25 protein-coding genes, 1 pseudogene and 1 riboswitch are annotated in these 20,712 nt (G+C 72.2%); of the genes and pseudogenes, 16 read left to right on the plus strand and 10 right to left on the minus strand.

What is annotated here, in order from left to right:
• Window positions 1-20: 20 nt before the first annotated feature.
• The gene (locus O7635_RS37490) at window positions 21-362 is read right to left on the minus strand and encodes an antibiotic biosynthesis monooxygenase (protein WP_278085225.1); all 342 of its coding nucleotides are present in this window, start codon (window positions 360-362) and stop codon (window positions 21-23) included.
• A gap of 27 nt (window positions 363-389) precedes the next feature.
• Here O7635_RS37490 and O7635_RS37495 point away from each other — a divergent pair, with 27 nt between their 5' ends.
• The 7 genes from O7635_RS37495 to O7635_RS37525 all read left to right on the plus strand — a co-directional run bounded on the left by O7635_RS37495 (window position 390) and on the right by O7635_RS37525 (window position 4,673).
• The gene (locus O7635_RS37495; protein WP_278085226.1) at window positions 390-647 is read left to right on the plus strand and encodes a DUF6703 family protein; all 258 of its coding nucleotides are present in this window, start codon (window positions 390-392) and stop codon (window positions 645-647) included.
• Window positions 648-721: 74 nt separating this feature from the next.
• A complete protein-coding gene (locus O7635_RS37500) occupies window positions 722-1,666 on the plus strand; it encodes a metal ABC transporter substrate-binding protein (protein WP_278085227.1) in 945 nt (314 codons plus the stop codon).
• Complete coding sequence (locus tag O7635_RS37505) at window positions 1,663-2,418, plus strand: ABC transporter ATP-binding protein (protein WP_278085228.1); 756 nt, start codon at window positions 1,663-1,665, stop codon at window positions 2,416-2,418. The genes O7635_RS37500 and O7635_RS37505 overlap by 4 nt, the downstream gene beginning before the upstream one ends.
• Window positions 2,415-3,323: a metal ABC transporter permease gene (locus tag O7635_RS37510; protein ID WP_278085229.1), complete on the plus strand. Its 909-nt coding sequence runs from the start codon at window positions 2,415-2,417 to the stop codon at window positions 3,321-3,323. Before O7635_RS37505 ends, O7635_RS37510 begins: the two co-directional genes overlap by 4 nt.
• A 14-nt stretch (window positions 3,324-3,337) precedes the next feature.
• Entirely contained in the window at window positions 3,338-3,637 is a 300-nt protein-coding gene (locus O7635_RS37515) for a metalloregulator ArsR/SmtB family transcription factor (RefSeq protein WP_278085230.1), read from the plus strand.
• Window positions 3,634-4,032 carry a transcriptional repressor gene (locus O7635_RS37520; protein ID WP_278085231.1) on the plus strand — a complete coding sequence of 133 codons (399 nt, stop codon included), beginning with the start codon at window positions 3,634-3,636 and terminating at the stop codon, window positions 4,030-4,032. Before O7635_RS37515 ends, O7635_RS37520 begins: the two co-directional genes overlap by 4 nt.
• 38 nt (window positions 4,033-4,070) lie before the next feature.
• The gene (locus tag O7635_RS37525) at window positions 4,071-4,673 is read left to right on the plus strand and encodes a hypothetical protein (RefSeq protein ID WP_278085232.1); all 603 of its coding nucleotides are present in this window, start codon (window positions 4,071-4,073) and stop codon (window positions 4,671-4,673) included.
• On the opposite strand, the gene O7635_RS37530 is transcribed toward O7635_RS37525, so the two are convergent.
• Together O7635_RS37530 and O7635_RS37535 are read right to left on the minus strand one after the other, a co-directional pair.
• Window positions 4,659-5,492: a hypothetical protein gene (locus tag O7635_RS37530; protein ID WP_278085233.1), complete on the minus strand. Its 834-nt coding sequence runs from the start codon at window positions 5,490-5,492 to the stop codon at window positions 4,659-4,661. The genes O7635_RS37525 and O7635_RS37530 overlap by 15 nt on opposite strands.
• Window positions 5,489-6,142, minus strand: coding sequence for a hypothetical protein (locus tag O7635_RS37535; protein WP_278085234.1), 654 nt, complete (start codon window positions 6,140-6,142; stop codon window positions 5,489-5,491). Before O7635_RS37535 ends, O7635_RS37530 begins: the two co-directional genes overlap by 4 nt.
• Before the next feature lie 153 nt (window positions 6,143-6,295).
• Here O7635_RS37535 and O7635_RS37540 point away from each other — a divergent pair.
• Window positions 6,296-6,712, plus strand: a pseudogene (locus tag O7635_RS37540) (Crp/Fnr family transcriptional regulator); the annotation flags it as partial.
• Window positions 6,713-6,716: 4 nt separating this feature from the next.
• Here the strand turns inward: O7635_RS37540 and O7635_RS37545 are convergent.
• Window positions 6,717-7,709 carry an SMP-30/gluconolactonase/LRE family protein gene (locus tag O7635_RS37545; RefSeq protein WP_278085236.1) on the minus strand — a complete coding sequence of 331 codons (993 nt, stop codon included), beginning with the start codon at window positions 7,707-7,709 and terminating at the stop codon, window positions 6,717-6,719.
• Window positions 7,710-7,796: 87 nt separating this feature from the next.
• Between O7635_RS37545 and recO the strand changes: the two genes are divergently transcribed.
• The 3 genes from recO to O7635_RS37560 all read left to right on the plus strand — a co-directional run bounded on the left by recO (window position 7,797) and on the right by O7635_RS37560 (window position 9,774).
• Window positions 7,797-8,576, plus strand: coding sequence for a DNA repair protein RecO (gene recO / locus O7635_RS37550; RefSeq protein WP_278085237.1), 780 nt, complete (start codon window positions 7,797-7,799; stop codon window positions 8,574-8,576).
• Window positions 8,573-9,388 carry an isoprenyl transferase gene (locus O7635_RS37555; protein WP_278085238.1) on the plus strand — a complete coding sequence of 272 codons (816 nt, stop codon included), beginning with the start codon at window positions 8,573-8,575 and terminating at the stop codon, window positions 9,386-9,388. The genes recO and O7635_RS37555 overlap by 4 nt, the downstream gene beginning before the upstream one ends.
• Window positions 9,389-9,570: 182 nt before the next feature.
• Complete coding sequence (locus O7635_RS37560; protein WP_278085239.1) at window positions 9,571-9,774, plus strand: hypothetical protein; 204 nt, start codon at window positions 9,571-9,573, stop codon at window positions 9,772-9,774.
• Window positions 9,775-9,912: 138 nt separating this feature from the next.
• Here O7635_RS37560 and O7635_RS37565 read toward each other — a convergent pair whose 3' ends face one another.
• Genes O7635_RS37565 through O7635_RS37580 form a run of 4 tightly spaced genes read right to left on the minus strand, consistent with a single transcriptional unit; the run spans window position 9,913 to window position 13,325 of the window.
• Entirely contained in the window at window positions 9,913-10,512 is a 600-nt protein-coding gene (locus O7635_RS37565; protein WP_278085240.1) for an N-acetyltransferase, read from the minus strand.
• A 30-nt stretch (window positions 10,513-10,542) separates the two neighbouring features.
• The gene (locus tag O7635_RS37570; protein ID WP_278085241.1) at window positions 10,543-11,343 is read right to left on the minus strand and encodes an energy-coupling factor transporter transmembrane component T; all 801 of its coding nucleotides are present in this window, start codon (window positions 11,341-11,343) and stop codon (window positions 10,543-10,545) included.
• Entirely contained in the window at window positions 11,340-12,743 is a 1,404-nt protein-coding gene (locus O7635_RS37575) for an ABC transporter ATP-binding protein (RefSeq protein WP_278085242.1), read from the minus strand. Before O7635_RS37575 ends, O7635_RS37570 begins: the two co-directional genes overlap by 4 nt.
• Window positions 12,744-12,749: 6 nt before the next feature.
• Complete coding sequence (locus O7635_RS37580; RefSeq protein ID WP_278085243.1) at window positions 12,750-13,325, minus strand: ECF transporter S component; 576 nt, start codon at window positions 13,323-13,325, stop codon at window positions 12,750-12,752.
• A 77-nt stretch (window positions 13,326-13,402) separates the two neighbouring features.
• Window positions 13,403-13,508, minus strand: a riboswitch (TPP riboswitch).
• 49 nt (window positions 13,509-13,557) lie between these two features.
• Between O7635_RS37580 and O7635_RS37585 the strand changes: the two genes are divergently transcribed.
• Together O7635_RS37585 and O7635_RS37590 are read left to right on the plus strand one after the other, a co-directional pair.
• Entirely contained in the window at window positions 13,558-14,382 is an 825-nt protein-coding gene (locus O7635_RS37585) for an alpha/beta hydrolase (protein ID WP_278085244.1), read from the plus strand.
• Complete coding sequence (locus O7635_RS37590) at window positions 14,379-15,188, plus strand: AAC(3) family N-acetyltransferase (RefSeq protein ID WP_278085245.1); 810 nt, start codon at window positions 14,379-14,381, stop codon at window positions 15,186-15,188. Before O7635_RS37585 ends, O7635_RS37590 begins: the two co-directional genes overlap by 4 nt.
• Before the next feature lie 201 nt (window positions 15,189-15,389).
• Here O7635_RS37590 and O7635_RS37595 read toward each other — a convergent pair whose 3' ends face one another.
• Complete coding sequence (locus tag O7635_RS37595) at window positions 15,390-16,619, minus strand: NAD(P)/FAD-dependent oxidoreductase (protein WP_278085246.1); 1,230 nt, start codon at window positions 16,617-16,619, stop codon at window positions 15,390-15,392.
• A gap of 64 nt (window positions 16,620-16,683) precedes the next feature.
• Here O7635_RS37595 and O7635_RS37600 point away from each other — a divergent pair, with 64 nt between their 5' ends.
• The 3 genes from O7635_RS37600 to O7635_RS37610 all read left to right on the plus strand — a co-directional run bounded on the left by O7635_RS37600 (window position 16,684) and on the right by O7635_RS37610 (window position 19,887).
• On the plus strand, window positions 16,684-17,286 hold the full coding sequence (locus O7635_RS37600) for a TetR/AcrR family transcriptional regulator (RefSeq protein WP_278085247.1): 603 nt from the start codon (window positions 16,684-16,686) through the stop codon (window positions 17,284-17,286).
• A 44-nt stretch (window positions 17,287-17,330) separates the two neighbouring features.
• Window positions 17,331-17,840, plus strand: a complete 510-nt coding sequence (locus tag O7635_RS37605; RefSeq protein WP_278085248.1) for a DUF6328 family protein — start codon at window positions 17,331-17,333, stop codon at window positions 17,838-17,840.
• A gap of 130 nt (window positions 17,841-17,970) precedes the next feature.
• Window positions 17,971-19,887, plus strand: coding sequence for an acyl-CoA dehydrogenase family protein (locus O7635_RS37610; RefSeq protein ID WP_278085680.1), 1,917 nt, complete (start codon window positions 17,971-17,973; stop codon window positions 19,885-19,887).
• 64 nt (window positions 19,888-19,951) lie between these two features.
• Here O7635_RS37610 and O7635_RS37615 read toward each other — a convergent pair whose 3' ends face one another.
• Window positions 19,952-20,611, minus strand: coding sequence for a DedA family protein (locus tag O7635_RS37615; RefSeq protein ID WP_278085249.1), 660 nt, complete (start codon window positions 20,609-20,611; stop codon window positions 19,952-19,954).
• Window positions 20,612-20,712 lie beyond the last annotated feature (101 nt).

A 20,712-nucleotide genomic window follows, 5' to 3' on the forward strand; every position in this document is an offset into this window, starting at 1 on the left:
CAAGCGTAGTGCGACCAAGCTCATCGCCCCGGCCCGACCGACCGGTCGCTGGACCGGGTGGACACGGTTCCGCCGGGCTCGGCGCTGGCCAGCGGCTCGAACGCGGACGGCTCGTCGAGCGACTCGGCCAGCAGCGGCGTCGCGTGGATCTTGACGTCGAAGGCGCCGAGCGCCCGCCGGTACGTACCCACCGACTCCCACTCGGTGACCAGCGCCCACGCCGTCGGGTCGTCGAGTCCACGGGCCAGCTGCCCCGACCGGTAACCCCGGCACGCGGCCAGTGCCGCCAGGGCGGCGTGGGCCCGCTGCGTGAACCCGTCGGCGGCCTCCTCGGCCACCACGAACCGGTTGACGACCAGCACGGACGAACCTCCTCGTAGAGTGTCGGGATGCAGCCTACGCAGCCCGGCCTGGCGCACCGCCTGGCCCGGGTCAACCCAACCAAGGCCTTCCTCGGCGCGCTGGCGCTGGTGCTGGCCGGGCTGTTCCTCCCCGGCATCATCGGGGGCCTCGTGCTGCTGCTCCTCGCGGCCGGCCTGATCGCGCTGATCCGGCTGACGTGGTCGATCCAGGCGCCGCAGACCCGCATGATCCGCCTCGTCATGCTCACCGGCCTCATCGGCATCGCGATCCTGAAGATCCTCTAGCGCACGGGGTACGCGTACCCGAGCGACCCATGCGTTTTTGACAATCAATTTCATTATCGGCGACAGTTGGTGGCATGCGCCGCCGCCGTACCCTCGCCTCGGTCGTCGCCGGTCTCGCCGCCCTCGCCGCGACCGGGCTCGCGGCCTGCACCAGCGGGTCCGCCGCCGCCCCGGGCAAGCTCGACGTGGTGGCCGCCTTCTATCCCCTTCAGTTCGTCGCCGAGCAGGTCGGCGGCGGGCACGTCGCGGTGACCAACCTGGCCAAGCCCGGCGCCGAGCCGCATGACCTGGAGCTGAGCGCCCGCCAGGTCGGCCGGGTCTCCGACGCCGCCGTGATCGTCTATCTCAAGGGCTTCCAGCCGGCCATGGACGACGCGGTCGAGCAGGTCGGCGGCGACCGGTCGTTCGACGTCAGCGCGGCCGTTCCCCTGCTCAGCGCCGGTGCGAGCGACCACGTGCACGAGGGCGAGGGCGAAGCGGAGCCGGACCACCACGAGGGCGGCACCGACCCGCACATCTGGCTCGACCCCGACCGGCTCGCGACGATCGGCGACCAGGTCGCCGGCCGGCTCGCCGAGGCCGACCCGGAGCACGCGGCGGATTTCACGGCCAACGCGCAACGGTTGCGGGCGCAGCTGACGAGCCTCGACCAGGAGTACGCCGCCGGCCTGCGCACCTGCGACCGCCGCGAACTGGTGACCAGCCACGCCGCGTTCGGTTACCTCGCCGACCGCTACGACCTGGAGCAGGTGGGCCTGACCGGCGTGACGCCGGAGGACGAGCCGGCCCCGCAGCGGCTGGCCGCCGTCGCCGAGGAGGCGCGCGAGCACGGCGCGACCACCATTTTCTTCGAGACCCTCGTCAGCCCCAAGGTCGCCGACACGATCGCCCGCGAGGTCGGCGCGCGCACGGCGGTGCTGGACCCGATCGAGGGCCTCCAGCCCGGCGCGAGCGGCGACTACTTTTCGATCATGCGCACCAACCTGACCGCCCTCCGCACCGCCCTGGACTGTTCATGACAAAACAGGTCATCGAGGTCGCCAACGCGGTCGTCGGTTACGACGACCGGATCGTGCTGCGCGACGTCTCGCTCACCGTCGCGCGGGGCGAGGTGGTCGCGCTGCTCGGCGCCAACGGTTCCGGCAAGTCGACGCTGGTCCGCTCGATCCTGCGCCTGGTGCCGCTGAGCGCCGGCGAGATCACGTTGTTCGGCGACCGGCGCTTCAAGGGCTGGGAACGCATCGGGTACGTGCCGCAGCGGATCGGCGCCGGCTCCGGCGTGCCGGCCACCGTCGCCGAGGTCGTCGCCTCGGGCCTGGTCGCCCGGCGCGGCATCTTCAAGCCGCCGCGCGCCGCCGACCGGGCCGCCGTCACCGACGCGCTCACCGCGGTCGGGCTCGCCGACCGGGCCACCGACCCCGTGGCCAGCCTCTCCGGCGGCCAGCAGCAGCGCACGCTGATCGCCCGCGCCCTGGCCGGCCGGCCCGAGCTGCTGATCCTCGACGAGCCCACCGCCGGTGTCGACGCCGCCAGCCAGGAGGCGTTCGCCGGCGCCCTGGGCGACTTCGTCGCCGGCGGCGGCACGGTGCTGCTGGTCGCCCACGAGCTCGGCCCACTCAAGCCGCTGATCACCCGGTGCGTGGTCGTGCACCACGGCGAGATCGCCCACGAGGGTTCGGTGCCGGCGCCGGCCGGGCACCACGCCGACCCGGACCACGACCACGTCCACCCGCACGCGCCCGAACAGCCGACGGGGATGTGGGGAGCATGAGCATCTTCGCCAACGACTTCATGATCCGGGCGCTGATCGGCGCCGTCGTGATCGGCCTGACCGCGCCCGCGCTGGGCATCTACCTGGTCCAGCGCCGGATGTCGCTGATCGGCGACGGCGTCGGCCACGTCGCGCTGACCGGTGTCGGCGTCGGCCTGCTGCTCAACACGTCGCCGGTGTGGACGGCGGTGGTCGTGTCGGCGGTCGGCGCGATCGCCATCGAGCTGATCCGGGAACGCGGCCGCACCTCCGGCGACATGGCGCTCGCGCTGCTCTTCTACGGCGGCATCGCGGGCGGCGTCATGCTGGTGGGCCTCTCCGGGAGCCGCAGCAACGCCAACCTGATGACGTACCTCTTCGGATCGTTGGCCACCACCTCCCGGTCGGACCTGGTGCTGATCCTGGTGCTCGGCGCCGTCGTGCTCGGCCTGGCGCTCGGCCTGCGGCCGGCGCTCTTCGCGGCCAGCCACGACGAGGAGTACGCCCGGGTCTCCGGCCTGCCGGTCCGCGCGCTCAACCTGCTGATCGCGGTGCTGACCGCGGTGACCGTGACCATCTCCATGCGCGCCGTCGGCCTCCTGCTGGTCAGCGCGCTGATGGTGGTGCCGGTCGCGACTGCCCAGCAGGTGGCCCGCGGCTTCGTCGCCACGATGGGCCTGGCCATGGTGCTCGGCGTCGCCGCGGCGGGCTCCGGCGTCTGGCTGGCCTGGGAGATCGACACCGCCCTCGGCGCGACCATCGTGGTGCTCGCGATCGCCGGCTTCCTGGTCGTCGCGGTCGCCGTCGCCGCGCTGCGGGCCGTCCGCAGACGCGGCGCCCTGCGCGCCGGCCGGCCCGACCGTGGACCGGGCCGGCCGGTCGCTCCCGAACCGGAGCCACACGAGGTCGTCCTGGATCGGCGCTGAGCTACGGTTCCGGTATGACGGAGGGCAACGGGTACGAGTCGTACGAGCGGGCGGGGGAACTCCTGCGCGCTCTGGCGGCGCCGATCCGGGTCGCCATCGTCACGGAGCTCGGCGGCGGCGAGCGCTGCGTGCACGAGCTGGTCGAGTCGCTGCGCGCGCCGCAGCCGCTGGTCTCCCAGCACCTGCGGGTGCTGCGGGGCGCCGGCGTCGTACGCGGCAACCGGCGGGGCCGGGAGATCGCGTACTCCCTTGTCGACGAGCACATCGCGCACATCGTGGCCGACGCCGTCAGCCACGCCCGGGAGGCATCATGAGCGAGGTCGGAGCGCTGCGCAACACCCACCAGCGACGCGCGGTCAGCTCGCTGCTGGGCACGGTGGAGGGCTTCCACAGCGCTCAGGAGCTGCACTCGATGCTCCGCGACCGGGGCGAGCGGGTCGGGCTGACCACCGTCTACCGCACGTTGCAGAGCCTGGCCGACGCCGGCGAGATCGACGTGATGCGCCCGCCGGGCGGCGAGCACCTCTACCGCCGGTGCAGCGAAGGCCACCACCATCACCTCGTCTGCCGCGGCTGCGGTTCGACGGTCGAGGTCGAAGGCCCGGCGGTCGAGCACTGGGCGGACCGGGTGGCCGAGAAGCACGGCTTCACCGACGTCAGCCACACCCTCGAGATCTTCGGAACCTGCCGGAACTGCTGCCGAGGTTGACCCGTGCGCCGCGGTGGCGGTTGCGGGACCCTGTGCGGGTGAAGATTTACGCCGACCGCTTTCCCCGGTTCTTCGTCCAGGTCGTCACCGACCTGCTCGTGATCGCCTGGATCTACTTCTGGATCCGCGGCGCGCTCTGGCTGCACGACCAGGTGGAGAAACTGGCCGTCCCGGGCCAGAAACTCGAAGGCGCCGGCAGCGCCCTGGCGTCGAACCTCGCCGAGGCCGGCAGCAAGGTCGGCGGTGTGCCCCTGGTCGGCGACGAACTGACGTCGCCGTTCGAGAAGGCGGCGGGAGCGGCGCGCTCGGTCGCGGAGGCGGGCCAGGCGCAGCAGGACGTGGTCGGCGACCTGGCGCTGGCGCTGGGCATCATCACCGCGGTGCTGCCGATCCTGTTCGTGCTGCTGCTGTGGCTGCCGCTGCGGGCACGCTGGATCCGCCGCGCCAGCGCGGCGTCCCGGGTCCGCCAGGCCCCGGCGGGCCGAGACCTGCTGGCCCTGCGCGCCCTGGCCACCCAGCCGCTGAGCAAACTGGCGAAACTGGGCCCGGACGTAGCGGAGTCCTGGCGCCATAACGACGAGTCCACCGTGGACGCTTTGGCGGCGCTCGAGCTCAAGTCACTCGGCTTACGCCAACGGTGACTGCGAACCGTTCGGAGAGCGGCCGGCACCGCCCGCGAACGCGACTCCGGCCATCCGCTCCAGGCGCTCCTTGAGGTGTTCGAACTGCTCGGCACGGTCAAAGGCATCGCCATCACCGAGCCGGTCCTCGAGGAGCTTCTGGAGTCTGGCGGCTATCTCCTTCCGCTCCGCAACGATCTCCGACACCACGTTGGCCAGTTCCGTTTCCGTCAGTTTGGCGGCCCCATCCGCGAGCGGATCATCGAGCAGTTCGGTCAACACCGTGCGCCACTGCCTACTCAGTGCCTCCGCGTAGGCTGCCCGCCTCATCTGCACGTCGTGGTCGCAGTCCAGCTGGATCAACTTCTCTCGGTACGGGCGGATGGCCTCCTTGACCCGATCCTCGATCTCCACCCACACGTACGGGCGGCACGTCACCCGGACCTCGTCCAGCACGTACGGCCACTCGCCACTCCCGTCAAGCGCGTCTTGGAGTTCGATCTCGAGCTCGCGCGCATGGTGCGCCGGGTACTGCCGCGCACGCGCGGCAGAAAGGGCGGTCAACTTTCGGACCGCGAACGGCGTGAGGCGCTGCGCGACCTCACTCAACTCCTCACGATGCATTCGGTGTCCGGTCCAGATGAACGTCGCATGCACGTTGAAGCTGAACACGTGTCCGCTTGCCGCAACGATGATCGGTGTCGCCGATTGTCGGCGCACCTTCACGGTGTCCGGCGGCGGAGGCGGGATGAATACGGTAGTGGGTATCGGCTCCGGACCTCGAAGCGCCCGCCCGAGCCGTTCCACGAAGAGCCGCCACCATCCGACCCCTGAGGTCATGACGCATCCACCACCTCTCGTACCCACCACGGCAACCGATCATCAGAAACTCGTGAACTGGTCAGGAAGAACGCGAGCCGCCGCCGCATCCGCGGCGAGGCCGCCAGCTGGTTCAGCAGGTCGACGGCAGGGGGTCGGAGCCGCTCGTCTCGGTCCGCGTGCCACAACCACGAAGCGAACGCCGACCACGCATTGGTCGAGAGGGCGGGCTCAACGAGCGCGATACGCCACAGCCGTGCGAGCTGTGCCGCGTCCGCTTCTGCGCCCGCCAGCCGCACCAGCAACTCGGGGCGGCCATAGGCGGAGGTGGCCGACGGCTTGTGAGCGAGGGTGACCAACGCCCGAGCGGCGTGCAGTCGCGTGTCCGCGCTCCGCGTCCACTCGGTCAACTCGGTCAGGAGCCAGCCCGCCCGGTCCGGTTGATAGAGCTGGTTCACGGCCTCCGCGACGGAGTAATGCCCACGCTGAAGAGGATCGGTGGCGATCCGCCGGAGGTCCGCCATGCTCCACGCGAGCACCCGCTGCTGAAGCCCGGAGGCGTATACGAGGGCGGCGGCATCGCGTCGATAATTGTTGCCGCCGTAGCACCACGAACGAACCTTCTCTCTGACCAGGTGGCTGACCTGACCTCCGAAATCAGAGACGGCCATGGCCCACGCCGCGGCTTGCCGCGCGGCGCGCCTGCGCGATCCGGCCCAGGGGTCGATCAGCTCCCGATGCAGGCGATGGAAGTCGTGGTGGGCCAGGAGCCCGGCAGTTTCAGCGGCCGCCCGTCGCACGGCCACGTCGCCGTCGTCGACGACAGGTCGGCGACGGTGACGACCTGCCAGTCGGCGAAGATTCGGATCATCCACCGCGATGAGTTCCGCGGTTTTCTGCGCGGCAATCCCGACGCCGCGATGGAGATTGCCGGAATGGTTGCCGATCGGCTCCGGTGGTCCAACCGCCGACGGGTCGACTTCGCGTCGTATCCCGTGAAGGTTCGGCTGGCTCGGGTCCTTTGGGAGATCTCGATCGCCTACGGGCGACGGAACCCGATCGGAATCGTCGTCAACGTCCGGTTGACCCAGGCCGAGCTGGCAACCATGTGCGGCGCCGCCGAGATCACGTTGCAACGGTCGATCCGCGAGCTGCGCGATGCCGGCATCGTCGACACTGGCTATCGCAAGGTCGTGGTCCGAGACGCACCTGCCCTACGCCGCGTCGCCGAGATCGACTGACGGATCAGGCCAGCGACACCACCGCGACGCTGGTCTCCACCAGGCTGCCCAGGTAGAGGGTTCCTTCGTGTTCGCGGACGCCGGTGACCATGTGGTAGTCGGCGTCCGACGTCTGCAGGTCCGCGACCACCTCGCCCGCCCCGTTGACGGCCATGACCCAGGTCGTGCGGGCCGGTGCCGGCTGCAGCGCCGTCGGGAGTGACCAGACCAGCCTGCGCAGGGCCGGCGGGAGAGCGTGCAGGCGGTCCAGCGCTGGATTCCGTAATGTCGCCAGGGCGATCCAGATCCGGCCGTCCGCGCCCGTCGAGAGGTTGTCCGGGAAGCCCGGCAGGTTGTCGATCAGCACGTCGTGGTCGCCGGCGCGTGGCCCGGTCAGCCACACCCGTGAGATCCGGTAAGCGCCCGTCTCCGCCACCGCCACGAACGACTCGTCCGCCGCCAGGGCCACGCCGTTGGCGAACTGCAGGCCCTCGAGCACCACGGAGACCGAGCCCGACGGGGACCGGCGGAGGAGGCGGCCCGTGCCCGTGTGTTCGAGGATGTCGGCCCGCCAGTGTGCGAGGCCGTGCCGTTGTGACGAGTCGCTGAAATAGATCGTGCCGTCCCGGGCCACCGCCGCGTTGTCGCACAGGCGGAAGCCGTCGGCCAGCACCTCCACCGCGCCGGAGGTCGGTGAGACCCGCAGCAGACCGCGATAGGCGTCGCTGACCACCAGGTCACCGTCGGACGAGACCTCGACGCCCAACGGGCGGCCCCCGGTGTCCGCGACCTCGACCGGCGGCCCGCCGGCCAGCGGCAGCCGCAGGATCCGGCCGTCCTCGACACCCGTGTAGAGCCCACCGTCCGGATGCACCGCCACGTCCTCCGGCCCGACGGCACCGACCGCGCCGACCGACCGCAAAATTGGCGTCGGCATCGGCGGCCGGCTCGCGCGAAGACGGGCGCGGGGCGGCGGCGCCGGCGCCCGCCAGACAACCGGGTCGATCCGAGGACGCATGGCCCGCACACTAACGCACATCGATCTCCACGACACCTGCCCAGACCCCACACGACATCCGCCACGACCAGGGACCACAATTGGCGGGTGCCGGGCTATCGCCGTCAGCTCTACCGCGACGACGCGGTGGTCCTGCGTGTGCAGAAGCTGGGCGAGTCCGACCGGATCATCACGCTGCTCAGCCGGCGGCACGGTCGCCTGCGGGCCGTCGCCCGCGGCGTGCGGCGCACCACCTCGCGGTTCGGGGCGCGGCTGGAGCCCTTCGGGCACGTCGACCTGCAGATCGCCGGCGATCCCCACGGCGCCGGCAGCGGCCTGCACACGGTCAGCCAGGTCGAGGCCATCCAGCTCTACGGCAAGCGGTTCCTCGACGACTACCCCCGCTACACGGCGGCCAGCGCGATCGCGGAGACCGCCGAGCGGCTGACCCCGGTCGAGCGGGAGCCGTCGCTGCGGTTGTTCCTGCTCACACTCGGCGCGATCCGGGCGTTGGCCGCCCGCGAGCACGCGGGGACGCTCGTGCTCGACGCGTACCTCCTGCGCGGCATGGGTGTCGCCGGTTGGGCGCCGGCGCTGGCGGAATGTGCCGTTTGCGGGACAGGGGGCCAGCACAAGGCATTCTCCGTACCCGCCGGTGGGGCAGTTTGTCCGGATTGCCGGCCGCCGGGCGCGGCCCATCCGGCGCCCGCGACGCTCGACCTGATGGTCGCCCTGTCGTCCGGCGACTGGCACGTCGCCGACGCGGCCGAGGTCGGCGCGCGCCGGGAGTGCAGCGGCCTGGTCGCCGCGCACCTGCAGTGGCACCTCGAGCGGGGGTTACGCTCGCTGCCGCTGGTTGATCGCACGACGGGGGACGAACAAAAATGATCAGGTCACGCGGTACGCGCCGCGAGGTGCGCCCGCCGACGCCGCACGTGTCGGGTGGCCGCCCGCCGGAGCTGCCGGCCGGGAGCCTCCCCAAGCACGTGGCGATCGTGATGGATGGCAACGGCCGCTGGGCCAAGGAGCGCGGGCTGCCCCGGACGGCGGGACACGAGCGCGGCGAGTACTCGCTCTTCGACACGATCGAGGGCGCGATCGAGCTCGGCATCCCCTACCTGACGGCGTACGCCTTCTCCACCGAGAACTGGCGCCGCTCGCCCGACGAGGTCCGCTTCCTGATGGGCTTCAACCGCGACGTCATCCGGCGCCGCCGCGACCAGCTGGTCGACCTCGGGGTGCGGGTGGTCTGGTCCGGGCGGGCCGGACGGCTGTGGAAGAGCGTGATCTCCGAGCTGCAGACCGCCGAGGAGATGTCGCGCGGCAACTCGACGCTGACGCTGCAGTTCTGCGTCAACTACGGCGGCCAGGCGGAGATCGCCGACGCGGCGGCCGCGATCGCCCGCGACGCGATGGCGGGCAAGATCGACCCGGACCGGATCTCCGAGAAGACCATCCAGCGCTACCTCTACCACCCCGAAGTGCCCGAAGTGGACATGTTCCTGCGGCCGTCGGGCGAGCAGCGCACGTCGAACTTCATGCTCTGGCAGTCCGCGTACGCCGAGCTCGTCTTCCTCGACACCCTCTGGCCCGACTTCGACCGGCGCCACCTCTGGTACGCCTGCGAGCTGTTCGCCCAGCGCGACCGCCGCTTCGGCGGGGCGATCCCGAACCCGGTGCCGCCCCCGCCCGCCGAATAAACCTGGCCAAGGCCGGCGACGGCGTGTACGGTCGTCGCATGCGTTACTGATGCCCCCAGGGATTCTGTGTGCCGGTCCGCCAGTCGGCGGTCTTCGAGCGCCCGGGGCGTCATTCCTTTTCTCAGATCAGTGAGCGCCGCCGGGCATCCGTCTGTCCCTCCCCGTTTCCGGAGGTCCTTCGCATGCCTGCATCCGATAAGTTCACCGTCGACCTGTCCGGCGCCGAGTTGCCCGACCTCGAGCTGGGCGGCGGCGGTGGCAACCGCGCGTCGCGCCGGGCGAAGTCGAAGCCGGCGCACGGCCACGACCGCGCCGTCCAGTCCACAAAGGCCGGTCGTGGAAAGCCGGCGGCCCAACCGAAGCGCTACGCCTTCCGCCGCGCGTAGTAACTGGGGTCCCTTCCTGACGCCAACGTCAGGAAGGGGCCCTTCCTATGCGGAAAGCGAAAGGAACGGCTCGTTCTTGACGTCCGTGTTAGTAACGGGCCGTTCCTCTGCGGAAAGCGTTAACAACGGGCCGTTCCTTCACAGGCGGGGCCAGGGGCGGCGGAGGTCGAGCGCGTAGAGGACCTTGTCGTAGCGGAGGTGGCCGACCGCCACGAAGTCGACGAGCCGCCCGTACTCGTTGAAGCCCAACGTGCGATAGAGCGCCAGCGCGCGTTCGTTGTCGCCGCGGGCGTCCAGGGTCAGCACCTCGATGCCGGCCTTGCGGGCGCTGGCCACCAGCCCTTCGGTCAACGCCCGCCCGATGCCGCGCCCCTGGTAGGCCTCGGCGACCGCGACCCGCTCCAGGTCCGCGTGGGGCCGGTGCGTCTGCCGCGCATAGCGGCGCCAGTAACCGAGCCCGGCGACCCGACTCCCGTCGGGCAGCGGCGCCGACCGGTTCAGCGACGAGGGCGACGGGACGTCGTCGCCCGACGCATAGGCCACCAGCAACGCCGCCTCCCCGGAGCCGGCGCCCTCGACCAACTCGGTCAGCAGGTCGCGAACCTCAGCCCGGTCGGGCGGCAACGTCCACCCGAGCGCGGCGCCGGAGGCCACCAGGTCGGCCAGGATGCGGTGCGCCTGCGGCAACAGCGCGGCGACGTCCGCGGTATCGGTTATCTCGGCCAGTCTCACGCTCATGAACCCACCGCCTCGACGAGTGGGAAGACCTTAACCGAGAACGGGGCGGAACGTACCCGTGGCGATGCTCACGGTGAGGATCGCGGCGGTCAGCAGCACGGCGCCGGCCACGAACAGCCAGTCGGCACGGGTGATCCGCTGCAGGCGGGCGTGCGTACGCGGCGTGCCGCTGTCGAAGCCCCGCGCGTCCATCGCGGTCGCCAGCCGGGTGCCCCGCCGGATCGCGCCGACCAGCAACGCGAACACGGCCGAGGCGAACAACCGCGCCGCCGCCACGGGGTTGCCGCCCGTGTCGATGCCGCGCGCCCGCCGGGCCATCCGCAGCGCCTGCCACTCCTGCCCGAGCAACGGCACGAGGCGGAACGCGGCCAGCGTGCCGATCGCGAACCGGGCCGGCGCCTTGGCGTTCTGCACCAGCGCGTCGGCCAGGTCGGTGGGATCCGTGGTGGTGAACACCATGATGCCGGGCAGCGCCAATGCCACCAGGCGCAGCGCGAGTCCTAATGCGACAGTCAGCACGCCGGTGGTCACGTCGAGCGGGCCGAGCGCGAGAACTGTGTCGCCGCCCCGGTTCGCGCCGAACAGGATGGTGGTCAGCACGACGCCGAACACCGACAGCAGCAGCGGCCAGCCGCGGCGCAGCAGGGCGCTGTAGCGGACCCCGAACAACGGCAGCAGCACGAGCTCCGCGGCGATGGCCAGCGCGGGGGTCAGTGGGTCGAGGGTCGCCAGGACACCGAGCGCGAACACGGTGGCGGCGACCAGCTTGGCGACCGGGTTGCGGCGGGCCAGCGGCGCGTCGGAGCGGGTCATCACCGCGGTCAGCGTCATGGCGCCAGCTCCAGCCGCCGGTCGGCCAGCGCGTCGACGAACGCCGCGTCGTGCGTCACCGCGCACACCCCGTGTCCCTCGTCGCGCAGGTCGGCCAGCAGCGCGACCAGCTCGATCCAGGTGCGCCGGTCCTGCCCGAAGGTCGGCTCGTCGAGCAGCAGGAGGCGGGGCGCCGACGCGAGCGCCGTCGCCACGCTCAGCCGCCGCGCCTCACCACCCGACAGGGTGTACGGGTTGGCCCGCGCGAGATGGTCGAGTCGCAGCCGGGCCAGCAGGTCGTCGACCACCGTCAGCGGGCGGCCGAGCCGGCGCGGCCCCACGGCCAGCTCGTCCCGGACCGTAGACGCCACGAACTGGTGCTCCGGATCCTGGAACACCGAGCCGATGCGGGCCGTCAGGTCGGCGGCCCGCCAGCGGTGCGGTGGCCGGCGAGCGTCCGCGCCGGCCAGCACCGACGAGGCGACCACCCGACCGCCGCTGGGCGCGAGCAACCCGCCGAGCAGCAAGGCCAGCGTCGACTTGCCCACGCCGTTGGGCCCGAGCACAGCCACCGCCTCGCCGGTGCACACCGCGAGATCGGTCGGGGCCAGCCGCGGGGCCAGCGCCACCCCGTCGGCGGTGACCAGCATCTCGCCGGGCGCGGCGGCGGCCAGCCGAGGCGGTGGCAGCGGCTGCCCCGGCACCCAGATGCCGTCGGCCGCCAGCGCCGCGCCGTGCCGACCGAAGACGACGGCCGGCGGCCCCGACGCGACCACGCCACCGCCGGGGGCCAGCACGACGACCCGGTCGACCAGCGGCACGATCGGCTCGAGCCGGTGCTCGACCATGATCACGGTGGTGTCCCGGGACACCGCGTCGCGCAACGACGCCCGCACCAGCGCCGCGCCGGCCGGGTCCAGGTTGGCCGTCGGCTCGTCGAGCAACAGCAGGTCCGGCCGCAGCGCGAGGGCGCCGGCCAGCGCGAGCCGCTGCTGCTCGCCGCCCGAGAGCGCATGGGTGGACCGGTCCAGCGGCTGGTCGAGGCCGACCGCGGCCAGCGCCTCGGTGACCCGCGGCCAGATCTCGTCTCGGGGGACGCCCCGGTTCTCGAGGCCGAACGCCACGTCGTCGCCGACCCGCGACATCACCAGCTGGGTCGCCGGGTCCTGGAAGACGATGCCGACCCGTTCCCGCGCCTTACGGGTGTCCAGGCCGTCGATCTCGGCGATGCCCTCGCGCTCACCGGAGTCGTCGGCGAGCAGGCCGGCCAGGGCGGCCAGCAGGGTGCTCTTGCCGGCCCCGGACGGACCCAGCAGCAGCACCCGCTCGCCGCGCTCGACGCGCAGGTCGACCCCGCGCACCGCCCACGCCTTGCGGCCGGCGTGCCGCCAGCCGAAGCCGCGCAGTTCGACGGCGCTCACGACAGGTCAGACCGCCGCGCGTTCGCGACCGGCCGGGAACCGGTCGAGGACGCCGGTGTTGGCCAGCGACCGGGTCAGCAGCCAGGCGCCGCCGCCGGCGATGACCAGGGAGCTGGCCGCGGTGAGCGCCAGGTACGGGACGCCGAAGGTGCCCCACGAGTTGCCGGGGTACCAGTAGATGACGTCGTAGAGCGCGGCCACCAGTCCGGCCGCCGCGCCGGCGAGGGCGGCCACCGGCAGCCGGTAGACGCGGTAGGCGAACAGCGCGAAGACGAGCTCGGCGCCGAGCCCTTCCAGCGGGCCCTGGAGCACCAGGGTCCAACCCCACGTGGTGCCGAGCGCGACCGACACCAGCGCGGCGACGGTCTCGGTGAAGAACGCGGCGCCGGGCTTGCGGACGACCAGCGCGCCGAGCACGGCGGGCAGCAGCCAGACGCCGTAGAGCAGCGTGCGCGCGGGCAGCGGGATCGCGTCGGCGGGTCCGTTGTAGAGCAGGCCCCAGGCCCAGAACACGACGCCGAACGCGACGCCCAGCACGGCGGCGACGACGATGTCGACCGTACGCCAGCGGTGTGATGCCATCGGTGATTGCCTCCCAGTTCGGTGAACCAGGAGAAGACGCACGCCATGCCCCGGAATGGCCCGAGACATGGCGCGGCTGGAGAAGTAGACCGAGCTCCCTGCGCTGGCATTACCCAGATCAGGTTCGAGGGTCTGCGGAAACTGCCCGCACTCTCAGCGCTGTGCGCTCCCCTGTCGGATGTGAAGTTGTCTCGCCAGGCTAACACCGCTGCCGACAGGTACGCTCGCGCGCATGCGGATCGAGACGCGGGGGCTCAGTTTCGAGGTCGCCGAGGGTGGTCCGCCCGGTGGCCCGCCGGTGCTCCTGCTGCACGGCTTTCCGACCAACCGGCACGCCTGGGCCGGCGTGACCCCGCTCCTCACCGCGGCCGGCCTGCGCACGTTCGCGGTCGACCAGCGCGGCTACTCGCCGGGCGCCCGGCCCAGCGGCGTCGACGCGTACCGCCAGGCCGAATGTGTCGCCGACGCCGTCGCGTTCGTCGACGAGCTGGCCGGCGGCCGGGCCGACGTGGTCGGGCACGACTTCGGCGCGTTCGTCGCCTGGCAGCTCGCCGCCGCGCACCCCGAGCGCGTCCGCTCGCTGACCGCCGTCTCGGTGCCCCACCCGGCCGCCTTCGCGCACGCCCTGCTGACCGACGCCGACCAGCAACGGCGCTCGTCCTACATCGACCTGTTCCGGACCGTCGGCAAGGCCGAGCACGTGCTCACCCGCGACGGCGGCGCCGGCCTGCGCACGGTGCTCGCGGGCGTCGGCGACCAGGTGGAGGTGTTCGCCGCGCCGCTGCTGGAGCCGGGCGCGCTGACGGCGGCCCTCAACTGGTACCGCGCCCTGGTGATCGAGGAGCTGGCCAAGGTCGGCCCGGTCGAGCGGCCGACGACGTACGTCTGGGGTGACCGGGACGTCGCCGTCGGGCAGGTCGCGGCCACCGGCGCCGGCGACCACGTGACCGGCGACTACCGCTTCCTGCCGCTGCCCGGTGTCGACCACTGGATCACCGAACGACAGCCCGAGGTGCTGGCCCAGGCGATCCTCACCCGGATCGCGGACGCCTCGTGACCAGCCACCCCGCCGAGGCCGCCGAACGGCTGCCGCACACCCGCGAGTCGCTCGCCGCCGACCTGACGGCGCTCGGCGTGCGGCCCGGTTCGACGCTGCTCGTGCACGCCTCGCTCAAGCCGGTCGGCTACGTCGCCGGCGGGCCGCAGGCGTTGGTGCTCGCGCTGCGTGACGTGCTCGGTCCCGACGGGACGCTGGTCGTGCCGACCCACACGCCCGACAACTCCGACCCGGCCGAGTGGCAGAACCCGCCCGTACCGCCGGGGTGGTGGTCCGTGATCCGCGAGCACATGCCCGGCTTCGACCCGGCCGTGACGCCGAGCCGGTGGATGGGCGCGGTCGCCGAGCTCGTCCGCACCTGGCCGGACGCGCAGCGCAGCGACCACCCGCAGGTCTCGTTCGCGGCGCTGGGCCGGCTGGCCACCGAGGTGGTCTACGGGCAGCCGCGATCCGGCATGCTCGGGCCCGACTCGCCGCTGGGCAAGATCTACGGGCTGGACGGCGACGTGCTGCTGCTCGGCGTCGGCCACGAGTCCAACACCTCGCTGCACCTGGCCGAATATCGTCAGCCGACCCCGCCGACGGCCCGGCTCGGCGCGGCGGTGCTGACCCCCGACGGCGGCCGCGAGTGGGTCTGGTGGGACGACGTCGACCTCGACGAGGGCGACTTCGAGCTGCTCGGCGCCGACTTCGACGCGACCGGCGTGGTCCGGTCGGGACGGGTCGGCGGCGCGCTCAGCCGGCTCATGTCGCAACGGGCCGCAGTCGATTTCGCCGAGCGCTGGCTGGCCGAGAACCGCAAGTAGTCAGGTGCCGCGCCCGGCCGCCGGGCGCGGCGCGGGCCGCGTTGATGCGCCGGCCAGACCCTGCCTCGTGCCGAGCCGCGGGCCCGGGCGGCGGCGCATCGCGGGCCGTGTTGATGCGCCGGCCAGACCCTGCCTGGTGCCGCGCTGCGGGCCTGGTGGCGGCGCATCGCGGGCGGCGTTGGTCCGCGGGACAGATCCTGGTCAGGAGCCGAGCCGGCGGGCCATCCCGCGGCGCAGCGGCGGCACGGCCGCCGTCAGCCGCAGCATCGTCCGGAAGCCGGCCCGACCGAGTGCGGTCGAGTGGGCGGCCTGCTCGGCGTTGCGCAGCGACTGCCGCACGGCCGCGAACCCGTAGCGGAGCATCTCGCGCTCGTAGCGCCCGATCGCGTCGACCAGTGGCCGTTCGCCGGCGCGGGCGGCGATCAGCTCGCGGCGGAGGAGGTCGGCGTCGCGCAGCGCGGTGTTCGCCCCGACACCGGCCATCGGCGTCATGTTGTGGATGGCGTCGCCGAGCAGGGTGACCCGGCCGGTCGGCCACGGGTCGACGGGCGCGGCGCTCCGCACCCGCAGCGCGTGGACGGTGGCCGGGTCGCTGCGCCCGACCAGGTGGTGGAAGGCCGGTGACCAGCCCGTCATCCGGTCCCGCACGACCTGCCGCAACGCCGCCCCGTCGAGCGTGGTCACGTCCGCCGGGAACCGGTCGGCCGCGTCGGAGAATCCCCAGATGGCGTGGTCGGCCGCGCCGGCGCCGCGCCAGACGGCGGTGAACAGCGAGCCGCGACCGCGCGGGACGACGAGGTTCGCCCGGTCGGTCAGGGCGGCGGGGAGGTCGGCGGCACTCGCCCCGTCGAGCGCGAACCGGCCCGCCACCGCGATCACGCCCGTGTCGACCCGGTGCGCGTGCGGGAGAAGCTGGCCGCGTACCCGCGAGTTCGCGCCGTCGGCGCCGACCAGGATGTCGGCGGTCGCCGTGCCGCCGTCCGCGAAGTGCGCCGTGACGCGGTCGCCGGTCAGCTCGTAGCGGGTGAGCTCGCGGCCGAGGTGCACCACGTCGTCGAGCCCGTCGAGGAGGACCTCCCGGAGCCGGATGCGGCTGACGCCGTAATGCCGGTCCGGGGGCGCGGCGGCAGGGTCGTTGATCTCGTCGTCGGCGAGGCCGATCAGCTCGGTGGCCTGGTCGGTGAGGAAGCCGAAGCCGCCGTCGCCGACCGAGACGGTGTCGAGGAACGACTGCCAGCCGGCCGGCGGAAGGCAGTGGTGCATGGCGCCGGCCCCGGCGGGGTTGATGTGGATGCGGTAGCCCTGCAGCCAGTCGGTGCGCTCCCGGGTCCGCTCGTAGACGTCGACGGTGATGCCGGCCCGGCGCAGGCCGTGAGCGAGCGCGAGGCCGCCGAGGCCGCCGCCGACCACCGCTACGGAGAAGTTCGTCATGCCCCCAGCGTCACTCGCCCGCATGACTCTGTCAACCATTTGTTTGATTGATACGATCACCGGCATGGTTGAGTCGCGTCCTCGCCGGTCGCCGGCCGGGCCCGAGCGCAAGCGGGACGCCGAGCGCACCCGGGAACGGATCCTCGACGCGGCGCTGGTGGAGTTCGGCGAGCACGGCTTCGCCGGGGCCCGGGTGGGTGCGATCGCCCGCCGGGCCGGCGCCAACCAGCAGTTGATCTCCTACTACTTCGACGGCAAGGAAGGGCTCTACCGGGCGCTGGTGGAGCGCTGGCGGACGATCAGCGCCGGCGTCAACCAGGCCGACGCGCCGCTCGACGAGGTGCTGACCGCGTTCGCCGCGGTGGGCGAGGCGCAGCGGCACTGGGTCCGGCTGCTCGTCTGGCAGGCGCTGGAGGGCAACCAGGAGGAGGGCGGGTCCGCGTACCGCCGGATGATGGTCGACGACCTGCGCCGGCGGCAGGCCGCGGGCGAGGTCGCGGCGGACCTGGACCCGGCGTTCCTCCTGCTCGCCCTCTTCGGCGCGGCGCTGGCGCCGACCCTGCTGCGGCACTTCGCCGAGGACTTCACCGGACTGGCCGTCGATTCGCCGGAGTTCCGTGCCCGGTACGCCGACCAGCTGAAGCGCATCGTCGCCCGGCTGGGCTGACGATTCCGCCGCGGGGCGGCAGTCGACCGACCAGCATGAGGCGTATGGGCGACGAGACGCCGAAGCAGCGGTGGGACCGCAACTTCAACGACCTGCTGCAGGAGCTGCGGGTCGCGCAGACCGGCGTCCAGATCCTGTTCGCCTTCCTGCTGACGCTGCCGTTCAGCAACGGCTTCCCGCGTACGACGGACTTCCAGCGCAACACCTATCTCGTGTCGCTGCTGGCCGCGGCCGGCGCCACGGCGCTGATCATAGCGCCGGTGGCGTTCCACCAGGGACTGTTCCGGCAGGGGCGCAAGCCGGAGCTGGTCCGCTTCGGCCACCGGATGGCCACGGCCGGGCTGACGTTCCTGTTGGTCTCGATCGTCAGCGCCGTGCTGCTGGTCACCGACTTCATCGCGTCGCGGACCGTCGCGCTGGTGCTCAGCGGCATCACCGCCCTCTTCCTCCTCACCTTCTGGGCCGTACTGCCCTGGGCGCGCCGCGACTGGGGTGAGCCGGACGAGACTGAGGCGGAGATCACCCGACGCCGGGAGCACCCTGAGGAGTTCTAGAAACCTACCGATGGGTAACTAACCGGGGTACCGTCAGAACCAGCACAGCCAAGCCCGACAAAAGGGGGAAGCCGTGACGACGACGCAGAACAGGCCGCCGGAGGCCGGCGGCGCCGACGGTGCCGGAGTCCTGCCGCAGGAGGCAGGGACGGTTTCCTACCAGGAGTCACGTGAGGTCGCCGAGGCGTCCCGCGAGACGGACTGGGCCAAGCCGAGCTTCGGCAAAGAGTTGTTCCTGGGCCGCCTGCGGCTCGACCTGATCGACCCGTGGCCGCAACCCGACCCGATCCGGGCCGCCAAGGGCGCGGAGTTCGTCAAGAAACTCAACGCGTACGTGCGCAGCGAGGTCGACGGCGAGCGCATCGAACGCGAGGACCGGATCCCGGACGAGGTGTTCCACGGCCTGGCCCGGCTCGGCGCGTTCGGCATGAAGATCGACGAGAAGTACGGCGGCCTCGGCCTGACCAACCTCGACTACGCGCGCAGCCTGATGCTGGCCGGCTCGGTCAGCCCGGCGATCGGCGCGCTGCTGTCGGCGCACCAGTCGATCGGTGTGCCGCAGCCGCTCAAGCTGTTCGGCACCGCCGAGCAGAAACGCCGCTACCTGCCGCGACTGGCCGCCGGCGAGGTGTCCGCGTTCCTGCTCACCGAGCCCGACGTCGGCTCCGACCCGGCCCGTCTCGGCACGATCGCCGAGCCGGTCGAGGGCGGCTACAAGCTCAACGGCGTCAAGCTCTGGGCCACCAACGGCACCGTCGCCACGCTGCTCGTGGTGATGGCGCGGGTGCCGAAGTCCGAGGGCCGGCGCGGCGGCATCACGGCGTTCGTCGTCGAGGGCGACTCGCCGGGCATCACCATCGAGCGCCGCAACAGCTTCATGGGCCTGCGCGGCCTGGAAAACAGCGTGACCCGGTTCCACGACGTCTTCGTGCCGTCCGACCAGATGATCGGCGGCGAGGGCCGCGGCCTCAAGATCGCGCTGACCACGCTGAACACCGGCCGGCTGTCGCTGCCCGCGATGTGTGTCGGCGCCGGCAAGTGGTGCCTCAGCGTGGCCCGGCAGTGGTCCGCGGAGCGGGTCCAGTGGGGCCGGCCGGTCGGCGACCACGAGGCCATCGCGCAGAAGCTGGCCTTCATGGCGGCGACCACGTACGGCATGGAGACCATGCTCAACCTCTGCTGCATGCTCGCCGACGACGACCGCAACGACATCCGCATCGAGGCGGCGCTGGTCAAGCTCTACGCGAGCGAGATGGCGTGGAAGATCGCCGACGAGCTGGTGCAGGTACGCGGCGGTCGCGGCTACGAGTCCGCCTCGTCGATGGAGGCCCGCGGCGAACGCGCGGTCGCCACCGAACAGATCCTCCGCGACCTGCGGATCAACCGGATCTTCGAGGGCTCGACCGAGATCATGCACCTCCTGATCGCCCGCGAGGCGGTCGACGCCCACCTCTCCGTGGCCGGCGACATCATCGACCCCAAGGCCGACCTGGGCCGCAAGGCCAAGGCGGGCGCCCGCGCCACGGCGTTCTACGCTCGCTGGCTCCCCGGCCTGACGGTGGGCAAGGGGCAGAACCCGTCGGCCTTCAACGAGTACGGCCCGTTGGCGCAGCACCTGCGCTTCGTCGAGCGGGCGGCGCGCAAGCTGGCCCGGTCGACGTTCTACGGCATGTCGCGCTGGCAGGCGCGGATGGAGGACCGCGAGGTCTTCCTCGGCCGCATCGTCGACATCGGGGCGGAGCTCTTCGCGATGGCGGCGGTCTGCGTGCGGGCCAACGCCGAGCGGGAACTGCGGCCCGAGGGCATGGAGCTGGCGGACCTGTTCTGCAAGCAGGCCAAGGTACGCGCGGAGGCCCTGTTCACCGCCCTCTGGGACAACACGGACGCCATCGACGCGAAGGCGGCGAAGCGCATCCTCGACGGGCGCTACGCCTGGCTCGAGGAGGGCGTCGTGCACCCGGAGAGCGACCTGCCCTGGGTCGCCGCCTGGCAGCCGGGCCCGTCGACGACGGAAGACGTCCGGCGGCGGGTGCCACCGGCCGGCTGAGGTTGCTGTCGGGGCGCGGCCCGGGCTTCGGCCCGGGCCGCGCTGTGCTGTGCTGGGCTTGCCGTCAGTCGGAACGGCCGTCGAGGTGGCTGCCGGCGGCGACGGTCTCCTCGGCCGGGGTGCGGGGCGGCCGGCGGCGATGGCGCAGCCACTGGATCAGCTCGGCCAGGCCGGCCACGGCCAGCGCGATGCCGAAGCCGAGCGCGAGCCCGAGCAGCGGGCTGTCCTGGAAGGCGGAACCGCCCAGGAAGCCGAGCAGCGTCGTATAGGTCGCCCACGAGAAGCAGGCGATCGCGTCGAAGAAGGTGAACTTCCGCCGCGGATAGTCGATCGCCCCGGTCGTGAGGGTGATCGCCGTCCGCCCACCCGGGATGTAGCGGGCGATCACCAGCGCGACGCCGCCGTGTGCGAACAGCAGCTCGCGTACCCAGGCGAAGGTCTTGGCCCGCCGCGTGCCCTCGGGTATCCGCCTGATCACGTTCTCCCCGCCGGCCCGGCCGATCGCGTAGGAGATGTGGTCGCCGGCCATCGCCCCGGCCCCACCGGCGAGGATCACCAGAAGCACGTTGGGCTCGCCGCTGGCCGCGAAGACGCCCGCGGTGATCAGCGTGGCCTCACTGGGCACGATCGGCAGAAACGCGTCGAGAGCCGCCAACGCGAACACCACGCCGTAAACCCACGGCGACGTGATGAACGGATCAAGGAAGTCTAAGAAGCCATCCATGAGAGAAGATCGCGTTGACAACAGACGTGATCTTCAAAGGGTAGCCGGGCCGGGTCGCTTCACCCAGCCGTACGCACCACGGTTGTCGCAGGTCAACAGTC

Origin of the sequence: Asanoa sp. WMMD1127 (assembly GCF_029626225.1) — a bacterium.
Classification (GTDB): Bacteria; Actinomycetota; Actinomycetes; order Mycobacteriales; family Micromonosporaceae; genus Asanoa.